Source organism: Janthinobacterium sp. PSPC3-1 (assembly GCF_049896105.1).
Lineage (GTDB): Bacteria > Pseudomonadota > Gammaproteobacteria > Burkholderiales > Burkholderiaceae_D > Janthinobacterium.
In genome coordinates, this window is sequence record NZ_JAFCTQ010000038.1 from 29065 (window position 1) to 46916 (window position 17852).

Here is a 17852-nt window from a genome sequence, read left to right on the forward strand (position 1 = left end):
CGCCGGCCGCCGCCCCGTCAACCGGCCGCCTGCGCTTGCGCGCCTGCGGCCGAGCAGGGCGCGCTGGCGTCGGCGCTGGCTTTGCCGCAGGCTGCGTCATCGTCCTGCAGGATGCGCGCCACCAGCGTTTCAGGACTGGCGCTCTGCAGCTGATGCAGCGTGTCGAGCAATGGCGCGACGCTTGCCTGTACCGTCTGCGCCCAGGCAGCAACCTGCGCCTCCAGCGTTGCCGCTTGCGCGATGCCACTGGCGCGCGTGCGCAGCACGGGAACCAAGCGCCCCTCCAGTTTCAGTCCGGCCGCGCCGGCAAACAGGCGTGCCATCTCGGCGCGGCAGACCTGGTGCCGGTCTTCTTCCGGACAGGCCCAGCGCACCCGCACCCAGACGCCGGCCAGCGGCTGCTGCGCGGCCAGTGCTTGGAGGGCCGCCATCTCGGGCAGGCCAGGAAAGTCGATCTCCAGCGTACGCCGCGCCGGCGTCGGCACCAGTTCACAGCAGGCACCATTGGTGCCCACTTCCCACATCAGGAAGCCCTTGTCACCTTGCTCTCCATAGTGCAGCCGCGCGACCGAGCCGGCATAGGCAATCACGCGTTCTTGCGCCAGCCAGGCCTGATGCTTGTGGATGTGACCCAGCAGGAAGGCGCTGGCGTCGGCGGCAAACAGCGCTCCGGTGGTCAATTCGTGATCGAAGCCGGCCATCGGCACGCCGTGCTCCGTCAGAGAGCCGTACACCGTACCGTGCGACATACCGATGGTAGGGATGCCAGCGGCGCGCGCGCGGCGGTTGATCGGAGCGAACCCGGCCAGCAGGTGCGCCAGCTGCTCACCGACTGCCGTGCCCGCGCCGGCGGCGCCTACGCTGGCCGCCACTGCCCCTTTGTTCACGCTGGGCACGCAGGAGCACAGCAAGATGGTGTTGGGCGGCAGCGCGTCGAAGCGCGCCGTGACTGAGGCGATCCATTGGCCATCGCGGGTCAGCGCGACTTGCTCGATGCGGTCTGCCACATGGATGGGATAGCGCCCGCCCAGGTAACGAAAAACATCGAGTGTACCGGGCGGTTCATGCGAAAAAGTGCCTTGCAACAGCAGCACCGGGCAGTGATCTGCCAGGCGCCGCAGGTTGGCGGCCAGCGCGCCATACGCCGGCGTATGGGCTTCGAGCGCATGATCGGTGGCGTCTCCCGTGATCATCATCGCCGCGACCTGATGCTCGATGGCGGCGGAAACGGTAAAGGAAAAGCAGTGGTCGACTTGCGCCAGCGTATGCGCGGCGTAATGCAAGTCCGAGGCGTGGGCGATGCGTATGGACATGGAATGACTCCTTATGATGATGCGGCTGGGGAGGGGGGAGTAAAGCCATATTGCCCTTGCAAACAAGGCGGTCAAGGAACGCCGGCACTGGACGCTGACTACCGCTGTCTGTAAGCTTTTGCGGCACAGCAGGGAGAGCGCGCGTTGGGTGCAAACCTGGGTAACATTGCCTGGCTAACCGGATGAGAATGACTTGCCGCGTTCATGTCGCCGATCCAAGGAGCACGAAACGGCCAGGATCGCGTTGATGCCAAGCTGACAGCGGCAAGCCTTGTGGCGACAACCGGCATCACGGTCAGCAAATAAGTGCCGCGCCATTCGTTGCTAGCCGTGCTGAAGCACCGCGGTGATCTTGTCTTGCAGGCCTTCGGGATGATTAGCAAACCGCACAAGTTCGGCAGCCACGCGCTGCCGCCCATGTGGGTTGAGGTGCCAGCCACTCCCCCAGGTCTTTGTAGCAAAGCGCTCGAAGTCGGCGCGAACGATGCCGCACTCCTGTACGCGAAGCCAAATCGCCAGCAGATCGGGCGGTGACGTATCGGTTTGTGGACCGACGGGCTTTGCCACGCCAGCGCTGCCGGCATCATCTTGCGCCTCGGGCAATACTAAAGTCGGATCGGACGCGTGGCGATTGTTTGCCTGATCCGCGCCAGGGTTACTGCCGTCCAACCAGCGCTCCTCGCTGTCCGGGCGCATGCCGACCGGCGCGTCCAATTGTGTGAAGTCGTCTCCCGCATGGGCCCCGGCCGCCACACGCGGCTGCACCCCAAGCACCCGCATCGACTGATCTGCCTGCCGCAGGATTTGCTCGTCGTGCTGGTCAGCCAGTAAGGCCGCCACGTCGACCGGTGCTTCCAGTTCAATGATCCAGTTCGCACTTTTCACGGGTCGGCCGTCGTTGTCAATGCGCGATACGTCGCGTAGCATCTTGGTAATAAAAAACGTCGAGCGCTTGGCGTCGAGATACCCAGCGATTTTTCCACCACGCATGAAGGAGATCGCCTGAAAACGCTCAATTGCTCGGCTCATGGCATAAAAACTATTGGTCGACAGCTCGAAGGCGTCGAGCGATGGAATGCCGGGTAGATAGAATACAAAGCGGCCGGACAAGTTGCATTTGCGCAGTTGAAATTGCGGGCAGCATTCTGGATCGCACACGCCACCGTTGTCCTCGCGCAGCTGCTTCACGCGTCCGCCAAAGGTGCGGACTACGCGCTGGCTGCCAGCATGGACTTTGGCAGGTGCGAACGTCATGCAATGTCGCGTGCGGCCATCGGCCGCGTATTCGCTCCAGTACCGCTTGTCGTTCGCGCTCCAGCTCACCAGTTCGTGCGGCATGATCATTTGCCACGTATCACTCGGAAAGATGACGGGAAACCGGTACAGATGCAAGCCGTCGCCACGGTCCTCGCCATACAACGCCATGATCTGGCCGGCGATCTCGCGATTCGGAAAATCTTCCGGCCGTACCGTGAACCAAGGTACGTTCTTCGGCACCAGCGGCCGTTTCACCTGCGGGAACTGTTCCAGAATCAGGTGCGTGATTTTCTGAAACGAGATATTGTCGCGCACCCCTTGCTGATAGATGGCGGCAATTTCGGGGTTGCTGGCCGCCGCCGCAGTAAGGACTTGGATGCCGGCGTGGATCTTGCCTGCCGTGGGAATACGCATGGGCCGCCCGCCCAGGACCGTCACCGGAACCGCAATCTGGCCACGTGTGGCAACATGACTTTCGCTCATGATCTGCTCCTCATAAAAAACGCTCGCTGCGTTGTTTTAGGATCGCGCACGACCCGCGCGGGTCAAGTCGTCCGCCGCCGCTCAGCCGGCCCGAGAACGAGCTTCACCCGATACCAGAACCGCACCGCCACACGCCTGGCAGGATGAACTTCCTGGTGAAGATCTCCAGACCGGCCAATCGTCGTGGCGCCCTGGCGGCACCGCCAGTCGGTATCAGCTCAAGCTGACACCGAGCGCCTGAATTGCTGGAAGGTAGTCTCGGTGATGCACCAGCGGAACGAACTTGTCCATCCGAATCGGCGGGCTAGCGGCAGGATCTCGCTCAAACAACACTACCGCCAGCGCGTCATTGATACGGCGGGACATATACAGAACACCATCGATCTGGTCCGGGTGCGCGACCAGCGCCGTTGCCGACGCTTGGGGCAAGGTGTAATCGGACGTCCCGCTGAGCGAGCCATTGCCGCCCAGCCGCAGCAATGCCATGGGTACTGTCAACTTACGGGCGGCGGGAAAATTTTTGTAAAGTAGCGTGATGAAAAAATCCCTACCATATCGCGGCTTCCGCTATCCGGCAGAAATCATCAGTCATGTCGTGTGGCTCTACTTCCGGTTTGCGCTGAGTTTTCGCGACTTAGAGGAGCTGATGGCCAGCTGCGGCACCATTGTCACGTACGAGAAGATTCGCCATTGGCTCCGCATCCATGTCAGTTCTCCAAGGTGTCGCTGAGCCGGGCCACGCCGCGCTTGAATCCGCTCCGGATGATCTGCTCGAGCAAGTGCGTGTTCCAGTTTTTTATGTAGGACGCGGAACCATACGTTTTCTTGTCGGCTTTGTGGCCAATGACGAAGCTGCCGTCGGCGCTCCAGACGTGGACGTCGTTCCAGCTTAGCCGAACGAGCTCGTTCGATGACAAAAGGCGGCGCTTGGTGAGGGTCACGGCGTCGTCCACAACTTCGATGTCGCCGAAATTCAAGCTCCGACCCGACGCCAGGTGCTCAATCATTCTGACCATGAGCGGCACGCAAACCGCTTTCCAGAGCGCGTCGATAAATCCCGAGTAGGTGGCCTCCTTGCGCAGCTCGACGACGTGCTGCTCATGGGCGTCTCCAAAGGCCACCGTGTAGTTCGTCCCGGTCGGGATGCCGTTGATCGAATTGCGCACTCCGCCCCAACGGACTCTCGTGATCGAGTCGAGCGCGTAAGCATTGCCCTTCCACCGGATGCCGTCGGGGCCGACCGCGAGCTCGTCTTTGAACATGACGCCGACTTCGGCCCGGAACGCGATGCTGCGAGCCCATTGCGCTTGATTTTTCTCCTCCGCCAGGGCCTGGCTTCGAAGCTCCGCGATGGCCTCCGCGTCCCCTTCCAATCTCTCCACGACCTCGGGCAGCTCCGCGAAGAGTTCCTGCAGCAGAACAGTCATTCGATGGGCTTGATCCAGCATGCCGTGGTCGTTGTGGAGGTCGACGCCGAGGCTGCGCAATTCGTAGGCCACGTCCCTGCTTTGGCGGTGCTGCAGCCCGCGCGACTTGGCGCTCAATTGGATCGGCTGGGCGACGCGGTCCCAGTTGCGCGCGACCCGCTCGAGTCTGTCCATGATCGGCGCGACGGCCGATTGCCCCTGCGGCGCCGCCATCCTGACGCTGTCGATCAAGATGGCGATGTTGTCGGCCTCTTGCTGGAGGAAACCCTGCGTCTCGAGCTCGTAGGCGTCCGCCAAGTCGTCGACTAGCGCCGGCCCCTGCTCGTCGCCATCGTTGGTCGTCACCGAGACCACGTCCGTCATCGTTTCGACAAGCTTGTCGGAATCCATCGAATTGAGCAAGTTCCTCAACACGGCGCGATACGCCTTGCGGCGCTCCCCAAGCTCCTCCTCGATCAGGCCGACCGCGTTGATTTCCGGGAATCCGGAGATCGCGCGGTCCTCGTTGACGTCCCTCAACACATCGTCGGCGTCGATCCCCTCGACGACCCACGCGAAAGCCCGGATGGATTCCGAGATGTCGTCCGCCGTCTCGTCGTCCCGACCCAGCTCGAGGGCGGCCGCCATCAGGTTAGCCCTGGCAAGCTCGGGAACGCTCTGCTCGGATCGAAAGGGCGTCGAATCCGCCAGCAAAGCGGACGCCAGTTTTTCGGCGACGCGCGGCGCCACGCCAGGCATCCAGGACATCTCGGCGGAAAGCCTGGTCCTTGGGTTGGTCAAATCGGACCGCGCTTTTTGGCACAGGTCGTGATCGAAGATCAGCGCGCGCTCTTCGGCCATGTCGACAATCTTGCGACGGTCGTCCCTGGTGGTGACTCCGAGCACGTGGAAGGGGTTCGCGTGGAGCGAAGTGGTCTTACTCATTTCTCAGTCGTCCCAATTTTTGCGTCAAGCATCTGTTGTATGCGGCCGGTCCTTCCAAGAGTTTTTGTCCGGAGCAGGCGTTTTCGATCGATTCGCGCCACACTTCGCTCAAGCTCGACAAGTCGATGTCGCGCGGCCCAGCCTTGAGCGACACGAGCTGAGTCGACAGGCATCGGTTGTATGCGGCGGGGCCTTCGAGAGTTCGCTGCCCACCGCACGCGCTTTCGATCGACTCGCGCTCCGCCACGCTCAGCGCGGTCAGATCGACGTGGCGTGGGCCGGTTTTGAGGGCGGAGATCTTTTTCGAAACGCAATTGTCGTAAGCGGCTTGGCCGTAAAGGGTCTTTTGCCCCCCGCAGGCGCTGTCGATGGACTCTTGCTCGTCTTGGCTGAGGTCCGTTCGCGCGGCGCCTTGCTCAGGTGTCGCGCCCCAAGCGCTGCCGATGGCGCCCTGCTGCTCACCTGCTCGCTCAGCGGAGGCCGGACCCGAGGCAGAACCGTCCGAGGCCCCCGCCCACGCCTGATACCATTGGCTTTGCGACGCGGCCGTGATCGACTCACGTTGGGCCGCCAGCTCACGGTCGACCTGCTCGACTTGGCCCCGACGATACCTGAACTCGGCGCATCGACTGTTGTAATCGTCGACCTTGGCATTGAACGCGCCAACCTCCAATTCGACGGCGGGGTTCATGACGTCTTCGATCGCGTCGATCCGTATCTTTTCGCGCTTGCACCAGCGGATCTCAGGGATGCTCAAAACATTGTTGCGCCCCACGGGAGGCATTCGCTCATCTGATGCCGCCGCAGCGGCGCCCTCCATCCCGGCACCGGCTGAAATCGTGGGCGCGGCGGGCGTGGCAGCGTCGCTCGGGACTGGCGGTTGGCTGTTGTTTCCTGAGCCGGAGTTAGCCACCCAGATGACGAACACCGCGACGCAGGCGACGACCCATGCCCAACCGGTTTTGCCGGACTTTGAAGCGGGGGGCGATTTGACTCGGGCCGGCTTCTGGGTGGATTGCGTAGGGCGCGGGGCGGTGGCCTGCGGCGCTGGCGGGACGGCTTGCGGCGCGTCGACGGCGTCCTCGGAGACGTCGGACACCTTCGACGACAACCCGGCGAATCCCCTTGCTGGTTGTTCGGCGTGGGCGGGCTGCGGAGCGGCCGAGTCGGTCGACGGAGGCGTCGGCGGCGCGGATTGCGGCGCCTTGGCGGCCGGTGCCGAATCCTCGGAGACATCCGAGACCCTCGACGCCAGCCCCGCAAATCCCTTCGCGCTGTTTTTGCCCGGTTCTGAATCTGTCATGGCGAGCTCCGATCAAACAAAGCCGATGCGGCGAGCCGGCTCGTCGCCGGTTCTCGACGGAGCGTCGTCCATCGCCGCGAGCAGATGGGCTTGCCCCAGCTTGTCCGCCCCGCTCTTCGCGGCCAACCGGGCGCCTTCGCGGACCATGAACGCGACGTCCGACAACGGGCGGCCGGCGAGCTCCTCGGCCAACGGGGCCGGGTCGACCGTCCCGTCTTGGGGAAGCTTCTCCAGCAGTTTTCCGAGCAAGGCGAGCACCTCCTCGGCGCTCGCGTAGTCCACTTTCATCACGTGGTCGAAGCGCCCGCGCCTCATGATCGCCGAGTCGATCATCTCGATGCGGTTTGTCATCGCGACGATCAATACTTCGTTGGCGGCCGCCTCGGGGATGCGGCGCAGGAACTCCGCGACCTCCTCGACGCGATGATGGCTTCCACCGCCGCCCATGCCCCTGTCGGCCAAGAAGGCCTCCATCTCGTCGATGACCAGGACCGACGGCGTGTTATGCATCGCCTTCTCGAACATGTCGGCGACCTTTTTGCTCGTCTCGTGGATGTAGGGGCTGGCGACGCTTGACGCGTTGATCTGGAAGCTTGGCCAGCCCAGATAGTCGACCAGGCACTCGACCGCGAACGTCTTGCCGCAGCCAGGCGGGCCGTGCAGCACCACGGCGCCGGGAAATTCGACGCCGAGCGCTTGGTAGCGCGGCTTGTTGAGCACGATGTCGACGACATGCTCGTTGAAGAACGACTCCAATTCCGGCCGGCCGGGCAGCTTGAATGGCTGCCCCGAGTCGAGTCCGTCCGCGTCCCGAGCGGCGGCGCCAGGCCGCGCGGCCGACGCCCTGTCGTCGGAGCTCGCGCCCGACAGCTCCTTGACTGAAAATCCCGCCGCAGCCACCACGCCGCGCAGCTGCTCCGCGCCCATCCACGAAAGCATGCCGCGCAGCTGGCGGAACGACTCGGCCGACACCGGCGCGCCGCCCGTGAGCCAAGTGCCGAAGACCACGCCGTCGTCGACGCTGGGCTGGGCCGAGTAGGTGGGCAGCAGGCGGCTGAGTTTCTCGACGTAAATGGCGTCGTTTAGCGGACTGAGGCCGTCGATCGCGCGGGTGGCGCGAAAGGCCAGGGCGAAGGCCAGCGCTTCGCTTTCGGTCAGGGGCGAGCGGGAGTCGAGCGCAGGCGCCAGCATCTGGCCGGGACCGCAAGAGACTTCGCAAAACGCCGCCGCGCCAAAGGAAAAAGGCGACAGCTCGCGCTCCTCGAGCAAGCCCGATTCGGCCCATCGCCCGGCGAGGTGCGCGCGCGCGAGCAAGGCGCTTCCGCCGCCGACGGTCTCGATGATTTGCCAATCCGCGCCGCCGCGCGACGCCTTGCCGCAATGGGCGCCATCGGGAAGCTCGAACCCGATGGGAAGCCAGTTCTCAGTCGCCATGGCTCAACCCACCACGATGTTCGAGCCGGCGACCATCTCGTCCTCGCCGGCGGCGCCGACGCGGACCGAGTCCATTTGCGCGACGACCTGTCGAAGCTTGTCGATGTCGTTGGCTTCAAGGGCTTGCCGCCCGATCTTGCAAAGCTCGGCGTGCTCGGCCGCGTCGGCGAACAGGAAGGAGTCGTCGGCCAGCCATTTGAAGCGGTCGATCACGAACCAGTCTTGCCGCCACAGGATCAAGAAATTCTTTCCGCGGAGCTCGTCGAGATGGGACTCGAAGTCGCCGCCTTTGTTTTCGATCACGCGCAGCGCGGTCTTCGCGAGATTGCCGAAGGCGGAGGCCTCGGCGGGCTTGGCGAATTGGCGGACGCGCGTGTCGAAGAACTCGACGCAGCGGTCGAGCTCGAGCTGGCGGATAGCCTTGAGGTTGCCCTTGCGGGCTTGGGCCAGCAGCTTCTTGGCCTCTTGGACGTCGTCCATCGACTGCTTAGCGGCCTCGGGATCTCCGCCGCGCCCATTGGACGCGGCAGCGCGCTCCAAGCGCTCGCGCGCTTGGCCCAAGCGCGGGTCGTTGACTTTGGATTCGATCTCGTCGAGGCGGGAGGCGACGCGGCCGGCCTCCTCCTCGATGCGCTTGGAGGCCTTGGTGTAGTCGATCTGGCCCTCTTGGCGCGAGTAGAAGTTGCGCCCGCTGTTGAAGCTTCCGCCGATCGACGGGACGGATACATCCAGCACGATGTTGCCCGAGTCGAGCACTTCGTATTCGCAGATAAGTTCGGCGCCCTTGGCGATCGCGCCCTCTGAGATGTCGCTGCCGCGGATCTCGAACATGCCGATGAAGCGGTTGTCCGACACCGGATCCTCGATGCCGCCCTCCCACAGCTTGAATTTGAGCGAGCCCGGTGCGCCGGCGCGCAGCGACTCGCCGGCCTTGAACGTCTTCTTGCCCTTTTTGGGAAGCTGGTCGCCTTCGCGCGCCAGGTGGTCAATGACCAAGCGGCCGCCGATCTTCTCCAACGCCTCGATCCCGACCGAGTGCGAGGCCGGAATGGCGTCGATCTGCGCGGCGGTGCGGGAGATGGAGATCCTGTCCTGGGCGAGCGCGACCGGGCCGCCGGCAACGTCGAACACGAACACCTTGAACAAGTTCTCGCCGGGCTTGGACAGCGCCACCTCGACGACGGCCCCGTCTTTGAGCGGCGCCTTGCCCGAGGACCAGCCGGTGTCCAAGCTGTCGACCTGGAAGGCCGCGCCGTCGGCCACTTGGCCGCCCACCTTGGCCACCACCTTCGCCTTGGCGTCTGGCGTGCGCGCCTGGTAGTTGAATGAGACGTCCAACGCGCCGCCGGCGGCCAGGGCCCCGCGCCCGCTCTTTCGGCCGCGGTTTTGGCTGGACCAGTCGATCGACTCGGCGAAGACGGCGGCACCCTCGGCGACCGCCGTCATGGGATTGACGTCGGTCGAGGCGGCGATTCCCAGCTCGAAGGCTACCTTGTCGCGCAGGGGCTTGTATTGCGTCGGTCCGCCGACGAAGACGACTCGGCCGATGTCGTGGGAACTTAGGCCGGCCTTCTCCATGGTCTCGCGCGCTGAAGCGATCGACTCCTGGAGCTTCGAGGCGATCAACTCGTCGAAGGCGGCTCGGGTGATGGAGATGTCGAGGTAGATGTCCGCCCCGGACTCGTCTTGGACGCGGACCTCGCTGTCGTCGAGCGTGACGACAGCCTCGTCGCTCGACGACAAATCGATCTTGGCCTTCTCCGCGGCCCACGTCGCCATGTGGCGCAGCGTGGCGTAGCGCTTGTCGGACGAGAAGTCCTCGGGCAGGTCGAAGTTCTTCATCAGCCAAGGCTTGACCACGTTGTCGAGCAGGAGCCGGTCAAAGTCGCGGCCCCCGCACATGGCGATGCCGCCGTGGGCCAGTAGGCTGACCCGGCCATTGATGCTCTCGGCGATGGCGATGTCGAGCGTGCCGCCGCCCAGGTCGTACACCAGGAACATGCCGTCGCCCTTGCGATGGCGCATCACGCTCATGACGGCGGCGACGGGCTCTTGCATCAGCGCGACCTTGCCCAACCCAGCCATCTCGGCGGCGGCCATGGTGGCGTCCTTTTGCATTTGGTTGAACGCGGCCGGAACGGTGATGACCGTGCCTGTGTCCGGCGCGTTGCGAATCTCCTCGGGCAGGTAGCCGAAGAGGGCGCGCAGGATCTCTGCGCTGCACTCCTCCGGAGTCATGGTGAGGTCTACCGCGGGCAGCCTCACCGGCGTGCTCGTCCCCATCAACCGTTTGAACAGGGTCGCCGCGTTGTCGGGATTCCGGGCGGCGTTGTCGTAAGCGCGTTTGCCGACGTATTTGTTCCCGCGCCGGTCGATGAAGATTGCCGAAGGGGTCACATCGTTCTGGTCGGGACTTTTAAACAGCCGCACGGCATCGCCATCGTAGGCGCTCACCGCGCTGTTGGTGGTGCCGAGATCGATTCCGATGTAATTTTTCATGGTTGGGATACTTTCGCGAGCATGACGGTTCCGCCGCGGACGAGCCCATCGGGGCCCATCACTATGGGCTCGACCGTCTGATCGATGATGAGGACGTCGTCGGGGCCGAAGTCGGCGATGTTGAGGGCGGAGACCGCCATGCCGGGATCGTAAGGCTGGCCTTCCAGGCTCACGATGCGCAGTCCGAAGGTTTCCAAGCCATCGTCGATCTTCTTGAGGAAGTAGCGCGCCTGGTTGGCGTGGCGCGGGGCGTCGCCGGCGTCGAGCTTGGAGATCATGCGGCCAAATGCGCGCGCGAAGCGCCATCCTTCGATCGAGAGGTCGATCAAAGCCGCGCGCTCGGCGCCGATCGCCGAAACGCTGGTCGAGTGTTGCATTCCGCGTCCTAGGTTTTGGTGAAGGCTCGCATGGCGGACGCCCGCCATGCGCGAAGGAATCGGACGGCCGATTTATCCGTCGTCCCGAAATCCCAAGCCATGTTGTTATAAATGATACGGGCCATTATGACTTATGGTGAGTTTGAAATCCAGCAAGTTGCATGGAATTAAAGAAAGTTTTTGCTATGCGACTTTGCAAGCGGTCCGGTAATCCTCCCATTTTTTAGAGCGCGCTAAAAGTAGAGGTTAAGCGGCCAAGGCAAGCTTCTGTTTTGGTGTGATGCCGCCAAGTACCATGTTGGGCTCCCTCGGAGCCCTTTGCTTCGTCATTTGATCGTCATCGGAATCATCATGAAAAAAGTTAACAACAGAAATTATGGGTAATTGCAAGGCTGGGGCCACGCTTACCGATCCGCAGCATGCGGCAGTCGATACCGGCGGGCGGCGACTATAGGGGTACGGTCCCCGCCATGCTCAGCGCTCCGCAAAGCCGGCGGCCGCCGCCAGCACGTCCGCTTCGCGTCCCTTGCGCAGCGCCTGCAAGGGTGTCTCACCCAGCATGCTCGACTTCGATGTGAAGAAATGGTGTTTCGACGGTGCGGGCAGGGAACCGAGCGCTTTTGCAACCTGCTCCAGCTTGCGCCGGTCAAGCCTCTCGTCCGCAAAGTACGCTGGATAATAGTTGTCGCCGGAAGGCCCGACGATGGCGAATAGTCGCTTCGTCTTAACGGCGTTGCTGATGGCCTGGCGCTTCACGTCCAATGCACGCTGCAGCTCCCCGGAGCTGATCAGCTCACCTTTTGCGATGCGTGCCGCCGCAGTGGTGGCAGCCGCCGCTGTTTCAGCCTGCGCGACGGCACCGTCACCCGCGCGAATGGATTGACGCGTCGACATCGCCATTGGCTTGCGCCGCGCGGCGGCATCGAGCACGTGCTGCCCCACGGCATCATCATGCTGCGCGCGCCGCCATGCATCGGCATCAATGTCGGGTGTCGAGGCCACAGAGCTATCCTGCACCGGAACGAGGCGCTCGATCTGCTTGGCCAGCTCCCGCACCACTTTGCGCAATACCTCCATTTCGGCGCCGCTGATTTGATCCCGCATCTGCAGTACCGACTTGCCGAGGAGCGCGCGGATTTTCTGAGTCTGCCAGGTGAGATCGGGATCAGCGAACATTTTGCCAAGCTGGCCAAACAGCTCGGCGCTCGATGTGATCGAGATTGAAGCCGATTTGTTTTTGGCAGTGGCAGACATGGCAAGCTCCTGATGAGGAAGCTCAGTGTAGACAAGCAAGTATCACATGGCAAGCATGTCCATATACGCTTTTGATGGTAATCGGAGATGCGCAGCGCAAAATCGCGAAAAGGCTGCGAAAAAATCGACTTTTTGTCAAATCATGTCGGTCAAAATAGCCGATGATAAACCATCGGCGTTAGCAAAAAAGCTGGGAGGAAGACATGAATCCGTCAAATGACACGATCAGTGTTATTAAGCAAGATCACGGCGAGATGAACCAAAAATTGCTACAGCGCCAAGCACCGGCAACCCTCTCTCCCGTCGAGTCGGCGGGACGGGAGGTGAAAATGAGCCTGTCCAGTCCGGAAGGAAAGCGCCTGTTTCTGCGCTTTTTCGATATCACGCAACTCCATATGCACTATGTGTCGAAGATTGCCCGCCTGTCCCTTCCGGATCCAGAAGTCGAAGCGGTGGAGCAGCACGTGTTCGATCTGATCATCGAGAAGATGCAGCTGGTCGACAACGAGATGGTGCGGGTGGAACAGCAACTGCGCGCGCACCATATCGATTCGCTCGCAACTTACGCCGTCAAGCCGCTGCTGCTCGACACCCGGGTATTGGGGAAAATGGGCCGGCGGATGCTGGAGTTGATTGGCAAAGTCGATCAGTTGATGCCAATGCTGGAAACGCTGGCGATTGACGAGCTAATCTCGGAAAGCGAACTAAACATTAAAAAATCCACCTACAAGAAAACCGTCCGTAGCGTGGCCGGCGTGGTGCGCTCACTGAAGACCGGGCTGCAGAAGAAAAGCGCCGCGCTGAACAATGCCGGCAACATCGCCACATCAACGCTGGCGCCATCGGCGCAAAGTGGCTCAGACGCAAGCAGTTCGATGGGCGCAACAACGCTGCCGACCATGCTTTCCCCAGCGTCAGACGGCTTGACAGCCGGTCCTATGGTGAGCGATGGCCTGGGCCTCTCCCCGCGCGAGCTCAACGGCGCAAATCACGGGATTCGGGAATAAAGCATTGGGCAGAAAAGGCAATGCTGAGAGGTGATCGTCGACGACTAGCAGTCCATGCCAAATTGCCCGTGCAATGGGTTTCGAGCCAAGGCACTGGACGCTGCCAGGTTGTAGCCGCGCCGATCAGTTCAGATAAAAGAAACCGGCTCAGCCGCGCCCATTGCCCCACCGCGAGCAAAGCTGGGGCATTGAGAGGATGGCATGGTGCCGGCCCAGCAAGAAAAACATCGAATGCAGATGAGCGAATTTGATGGCCGTTGGAACGAACCAAGGGTTGGAAATTGATCATGGAGGCGCTCTCCATGAAGTAAGTGAGGCGCGCACGATTTCGGAGGCTAGAATTCGTGCTGAAGACCTTCGAGCTGATTTGGTGCAACGAGGCGTGCTCGCTGACGCCCTGAGATTCTGCAAAGAGGAGCTCCTGGTAAGCAATTACTTTCAAGCAGTTCTGGAGACCGTTAACAGTGTTATGGACAAAGCGCGATCGAAGAGCGGACTTAAAGAGGATCGTGCTGCGCTTAATGATAAGGCTCTATCTGGAGAATGTCCTCTGGTTCAGATTAATTCCATGTCGACTGACAGCGAACGCAGCGAACAAAAAGGATTCGCAAACCTCCTGCGAGGAGTCGCAGAGATTCTCAGAACTACAACTGCCCATGAAGCATGCATCCACTGGAATATGTCTGAGGATGGCGCCGAAGATTTGCTATCGATGGCATCTCTTATCCATCGCAGGCTCGACAGGGCCATCATCTAGGAAAACAACAGATAGGAGGAGAGAAAATGAAGTACTTACTTGTACCGATTGTATTGATTTCTGGTCTCGCCATTCTCGCTACCATGATGTTCCCTGATATAGGCGAAGGATCTTGGGTACACCAATGGACTTTTGGGTTTTGGACGGTAGCTATTCCAGTGACAGTTGCGGCCTATATAACTTGGCTAATCGTGAAACGTCGATAGGTCGAGGAAAACGGCATAAGAGAAAAGCGCCTCACGCGCCCGAGAACCGGCCGGTAGTTGGCGATAAAGTGGGGAAATCGAGCAAGGCTCAGGAATTCAAGCCCCATGAGCAGCAAGAAGGCTGGAAGCACGAATACCTTCCGGACGGGAATTGCGTGTGTGTCGAGCGCCCTCAATAAATTGGGGGCGGCTTCGTCACTATTGACTTTAAACGCCGTATCTTCGCCACCGGCATGGGTGTGCCACGCTTTGCCGCCATCGCCAATATCGATTTCAAGTGCAAGGACTGGCGGTGGCGCTTGGTCGAAGCTGCTGTAAGCCACCGGAACGACGTGATGAACAACTAACCAGGAAAACGAATGCATCACATTGAAATCACGTTGTTCGACAAGCCTTCCGGCAATGCACGCGGCATGGTCGTCGCTTCGATTTCATTGCGGGGTAAGGGCGAGCAGCTCGCCGACGCGACGATCCTGGTGGACACAGAGCCTTCAATCAGCGTCAAGGTGCCAGCCAGCCCAACCCTGGCCGAAATCGAGCACATCGCCGCTGCCTTGATCGCGTTTTCGGGCAAGGTCAAGGCAGCGTCGGCCACATAAAGGAAGCCAACATGCTAACCATCGAACATAAAACCCGTATGAAGCAGCTTGCACGGCAAGCCAGCATAGGCCACTATTGCGCGGTGGCCGTTGTTATTCTCCTGGTCGCCATTCTCAACTATATAATGTGGCAGTATGAATCGGATACGCGGTTTGAGACGTTGGAAACATTATTGCTTCGGTTCTTGAGGCCTGCGGTCACGTTTGGAACTATCGGTTTAGCCCTGTCCCTGGCCATGGATCATCACACGATGCGGGTACTGAAGAAACTGGAATACTACAAGAACTAATCGGAAGCCAGCGCCGTCAATGGCGCAAACAGAAAAGAGGAAGATATGGCAGACAATGAACGAATCGAAGTCCTGAAACGATATGTCGAAGGATGGGAGGAAATGCGCGACAACGCTGTAGCACGTCGCGATAGTGCGCTTATTCTGAAGTCGGTTGGCGTCGAAGCCCGCGACAATGATGGTGTGGATGTCCTCCAAAAAAGGGCAGACGAGGCGGATAACGAGGCCGCAATCTGCCACAAGAACGTGCTTCGGATGCAGGCCCTCTTGGGGCGCGCGCAGGCCGGTGAAGACGTCTAGGAAATCGCCCCACAGCAGCACCCACGTCCGCGCACGACGCGGCTTGGTGCATCGAGATAGCCGGCACTGTGTTGGCCGGTGAGGAAATTATGAAAGAAATTAGGATCGAACCACCGCTCGAAACATCGACACGAGGCGGCATGCTAGCAGTCGTGGAATACTTTCGACCAGGTGATGCCGTAGACCGTTTTCGCGGCACGGTCGCGATTGACGAATTCGGTACCCAGAGGGAGGTACTCTGGGGTTCGGGTGGCATATGCCGGGATTCGCACGAGAGCTTCAATCTAACAAAGGATTCTCCAGGATTTGTGATGCTGCGCGTACGATTTATCCGCATTTAGGAATTCGCTCGCGCGAAAGGTTTCCAGCCTACCCACTGGATGGAAGTACGGGACCTGTCACCAACCCGTTTCTAATGATCGGAAAACAACGGCATGAAGAATCTCTACGAAGTTGGGCGCGTGTACGTATGGCAGAACCAGCGCGCACCGTATGAACGGCTGAATGGGATGGAAACCACCGTCACCAGCGGTATCGTTGTTAAAACACTTCACGGCGAGCAGCACTGTGGCCAGAAAACCGACACCATTGGACAGCGTACTGGAAAGCCGATCCTTGCCGAAATGGGTGATTTGCGCCCACTGAATCCGCCACCTGGCGAACAATCCGTGCTTGAACTGTTCAATCAGCCAAAACTTGCAACAGCGTAAAGGAATATCATATGAGCAGATGCGTATTGGACAATGATGAAACTGGTGATGAAGTTGTCGTCGGGTGGGATTCGAGCTTGGAAACATTTTTCGCGCAAGTGATCGAGGCAGGGGCAGAAGAGCCAGTGGTTTGGATCGGCGCTTCCCCAACTCAGTGCAACAATCCTGATGAGGTTATTGATGCTGTTATGCCGTTTGCGGCAAAATTTGATAGAGCGCTTTTGCTAGCAGAATTACTAAGTGACCGGGTTTCGGATAGCGAGCGCGTTTATTCCGTTTAAGTCGCGCCAATGCCGCCTAGGAGGCGGCATTGGCGTTAAGACCAGGCCGGCGCCTCCAGCTGCAGGCGCCCTGGCGCTGCTGGCGATCGCGCTGGCCAGCGGATCGAGCACCAGGCCGGCGCCTGCGTTCGCCTCGGCGGCATTGACCAGGTGCAGCACCTAGTCGGCGCCGGCAGCTGGATGCCGCCGCAGCCCCCCCTCGGTACACAGGAATAGGTAGCCGTGAATTTGGCTGGGCCGACCCAGGCCAACCAGATGCGAACAGTCCTTGATCAGTGTAAAGAACTAAAGCAAATATTAAGCGGCATAGACTTTGGTAGCTCGCTCCAACGTGTCGTGTAGCACGGCGTTTTATTCTCCGATCGCATGGCCCAGCGCGGCGCCAGGCCGGCCGATGCGAGCGTCACCGTATCACGACCGAAACGCGCGTTCAGGGCATCCAGAGCAGCCATTTCCTTGACGTCCGCATCGCGCGGCCGCGCTTCATCGAACAGCACGCCCTGCAGCATGCCCTTGGGCGTCAGATCCAGCAGCAGCACCCAGCTTTCTTGTAGCGGAAGCCCTCCCGGTATGCTCGAGCAGGAGCGCGACCAGATGATGCCCATGCCGACCCCGTTCGACGGCTACGTGGAAAAGCCGGCGCGCGTCTCCAGCACCTGCCTGGTGACGGTACATCGCAATCGCTACTCGGTGCCGTGCGAGTGGGCCGGCAAGATGGTCAGCACCCGGCTCTATCCGAACCGGGTCGGCGTGGTGGCGGGCGACGCCCTAGTGGCCAACCACGAGCGCCTGACCGAGCGCGCGCATGTCCGCTACGACTGGCAGCACTACATCCCGCTGGTGCAGCGCAAGCCCGGAGCCCTGCGCAACGGCGCGCCGTTCGCCGACATGCCGGAGCCCTTGTTGCGCTTGCGCCAGGGGCTGCTGCGCCACGCTGGCGGCGACAAGATCATGGCGCAGGTGCTGGCCGCCGTGCCGACGGCGGGGTTGGCGGCCGTGCTGGTGGCGGTGGAACTGGTGATCGAGTCCGCCGTGCTCAGCGCCGAGCATGTCGAGAACGTGGTGGCGCGACTGAATGCCAGCCCGCCCCCGGAGTGCGTGGAGACGAGCCTGCAGTTGAAGGAGGCGCCGGTGGCGAACACCAGCCGCTACGACAGTTTGCGCGGCATCGACGGCGCGCTGGCGGTCGATCATGCGTGACGTCGCGGCCGAACTCAAGGATCTGCGCCTGCTCGGAATGCTCAGCGCCTGGGGCGAGTTGATGGCGCAGGGGGAAGACAGCGTGGCGTCGTCCAAGTGGCTGATCGAGCACCTGCTGCGCGCCGAGAACACGAACCGGGCCATGCGCTCGGTGCCCCCTCTGTCAAAATAGTTGTCGCCTCCAACAATTGGAGTTCTAATCTGCCCTGGGGCGATGGATTTTACGATGAC

19 protein-coding genes and 1 pseudogene are annotated in these 17852 nt (G+C 61.3%); 9 read left to right on the forward strand and 11 right to left on the reverse strand.

The genetic code is table 11. The features are described from left to right. Positions 1-17: 17 nt before the first annotated feature. The 9 genes from ACP7B7_RS26405 to ACP7B7_RS26445 form a co-directional block, all read right to left on the reverse strand. Positions 18-1313: a metallophosphoesterase family protein gene (locus tag ACP7B7_RS26405; RefSeq protein ID WP_426078666.1), complete on the reverse strand. Its 1296-nt coding sequence runs from the start codon at positions 1311-1313 to the stop codon at positions 18-20. 324 nt (positions 1314-1637) lie between these two features. Next, positions 1638-3053 (reverse strand): hypothetical protein, encoded by a 1416-nt coding sequence (locus tag ACP7B7_RS26410; RefSeq protein ID WP_426078667.1) that lies wholly within the window; start codon positions 3051-3053, stop codon positions 1638-1640. A gap of 213 nt (positions 3054-3266) precedes the next feature. Then, the gene (locus ACP7B7_RS26415) at positions 3267-3590 is read right to left on the reverse strand and encodes an RES domain-containing protein (protein ID WP_426078684.1); all 324 of its coding nucleotides are present in this window, start codon (positions 3588-3590) and stop codon (positions 3267-3269) included. A gap of 170 nt (positions 3591-3760) precedes the next feature. After that, complete coding sequence (locus ACP7B7_RS26420) at positions 3761-5404, reverse strand: hypothetical protein (protein WP_426078668.1); 1644 nt, start codon at positions 5402-5404, stop codon at positions 3761-3763. Further along, the gene (locus ACP7B7_RS26425; RefSeq protein WP_426078669.1) at positions 5397-6707 is read right to left on the reverse strand and encodes a hypothetical protein; all 1311 of its coding nucleotides are present in this window, start codon (positions 6705-6707) and stop codon (positions 5397-5399) included. The genes ACP7B7_RS26420 and ACP7B7_RS26425 overlap by 8 nt, the downstream gene beginning before the upstream one ends. A 12-nt stretch (positions 6708-6719) precedes the next feature. Further along, entirely contained in the window at positions 6720-8141 is a 1422-nt protein-coding gene (locus ACP7B7_RS26430; protein ID WP_426078670.1) for an ATP-binding protein, read from the reverse strand. Positions 8142-8144: 3 nt separating this feature from the next. Next, positions 8145-10640, reverse strand: coding sequence for an Hsp70 family protein (locus ACP7B7_RS26435; protein ID WP_426078671.1), 2496 nt, complete (start codon positions 10638-10640; stop codon positions 8145-8147). Then, complete coding sequence (locus tag ACP7B7_RS26440) at positions 10637-11017, reverse strand: hypothetical protein (protein WP_426078672.1); 381 nt, start codon at positions 11015-11017, stop codon at positions 10637-10639. The genes ACP7B7_RS26435 and ACP7B7_RS26440 overlap by 4 nt, the downstream gene beginning before the upstream one ends. A gap of 474 nt (positions 11018-11491) precedes the next feature. Next, a complete protein-coding gene (locus tag ACP7B7_RS26445; protein ID WP_426078673.1) occupies positions 11492-12271 on the reverse strand; it encodes a hypothetical protein in 780 nt (259 codons plus the stop codon). Between the two features lie 203 nt (positions 12272-12474). Between ACP7B7_RS26445 and ACP7B7_RS26450 the strand changes: the two genes are divergently transcribed. Both ACP7B7_RS26450 and ACP7B7_RS26455 read left to right on the forward strand, forming a co-directional pair. Next, positions 12475-13278 carry a hypothetical protein gene (locus tag ACP7B7_RS26450; protein ID WP_426078674.1) on the forward strand — a complete coding sequence of 268 codons (804 nt, stop codon included), beginning with the start codon at positions 12475-12477 and terminating at the stop codon, positions 13276-13278. Between the two features lie 250 nt (positions 13279-13528). Next, positions 13529-14035 carry a TIGR02391 family protein gene (locus ACP7B7_RS26455; RefSeq protein WP_426078675.1) on the forward strand — a complete coding sequence of 169 codons (507 nt, stop codon included), beginning with the start codon at positions 13529-13531 and terminating at the stop codon, positions 14033-14035. Between the two features lie 172 nt (positions 14036-14207). Here ACP7B7_RS26455 and ACP7B7_RS26460 read toward each other — a convergent pair whose 3' ends face one another. After that, entirely contained in the window at positions 14208-14606 is a 399-nt protein-coding gene (locus ACP7B7_RS26460; protein ID WP_426078676.1) for a hypothetical protein, read from the reverse strand. Here ACP7B7_RS26460 and ACP7B7_RS26465 point away from each other — a divergent pair. The 5 genes from ACP7B7_RS26465 (at position 14601) to ACP7B7_RS26485 (ending at position 16421) form a co-directional block, all read left to right on the forward strand. Continuing rightward, the gene (locus ACP7B7_RS26465; RefSeq protein ID WP_426078677.1) at positions 14601-14840 is read left to right on the forward strand and encodes a hypothetical protein; all 240 of its coding nucleotides are present in this window, start codon (positions 14601-14603) and stop codon (positions 14838-14840) included. The genes ACP7B7_RS26460 and ACP7B7_RS26465 overlap by 6 nt on opposite strands. An 11-nt stretch (positions 14841-14851) precedes the next feature. Continuing rightward, positions 14852-15130, forward strand: coding sequence for a hypothetical protein (locus ACP7B7_RS26470; RefSeq protein ID WP_426078678.1), 279 nt, complete (start codon positions 14852-14854; stop codon positions 15128-15130). A 45-nt stretch (positions 15131-15175) separates the two neighbouring features. Beyond that, on the forward strand, positions 15176-15430 hold the full coding sequence (locus tag ACP7B7_RS26475) for a hypothetical protein (protein WP_426078679.1): 255 nt from the start codon (positions 15176-15178) through the stop codon (positions 15428-15430). Between the two features lie 434 nt (positions 15431-15864). Next, positions 15865-16140: a hypothetical protein gene (locus ACP7B7_RS26480; protein ID WP_426078680.1), complete on the forward strand. Its 276-nt coding sequence runs from the start codon at positions 15865-15867 to the stop codon at positions 16138-16140. Positions 16141-16166: 26 nt separating this feature from the next. Further along, positions 16167-16421 (forward strand): hypothetical protein, encoded by a 255-nt coding sequence (locus ACP7B7_RS26485; protein ID WP_426078681.1) that lies wholly within the window; start codon positions 16167-16169, stop codon positions 16419-16421. 272 nt (positions 16422-16693) lie between these two features. Here the strand turns inward: ACP7B7_RS26485 and ACP7B7_RS26490 are convergent, their stop codons facing one another. Next, the gene (locus tag ACP7B7_RS26490) at positions 16694-16960 is read right to left on the reverse strand and encodes a DUF4113 domain-containing protein (RefSeq protein ID WP_426078682.1); all 267 of its coding nucleotides are present in this window, start codon (positions 16958-16960) and stop codon (positions 16694-16696) included. Positions 16961-16991: 31 nt separating this feature from the next. Between ACP7B7_RS26490 and ACP7B7_RS26495 the strand changes: the two are divergent. Beyond that, a pseudogene (locus ACP7B7_RS26495) lies at positions 16992-17621 on the forward strand (Mu transposase domain-containing protein); the annotation flags it as partial. Next, positions 17614-17793, forward strand: a complete 180-nt coding sequence (locus tag ACP7B7_RS26500) for an ATP-binding protein (RefSeq protein WP_426078683.1) — start codon at positions 17614-17616, stop codon at positions 17791-17793. The pseudogene ACP7B7_RS26495 and the gene ACP7B7_RS26500, both read left to right, overlap by 8 nt. Positions 17794-17852 lie beyond the last annotated feature (59 nt).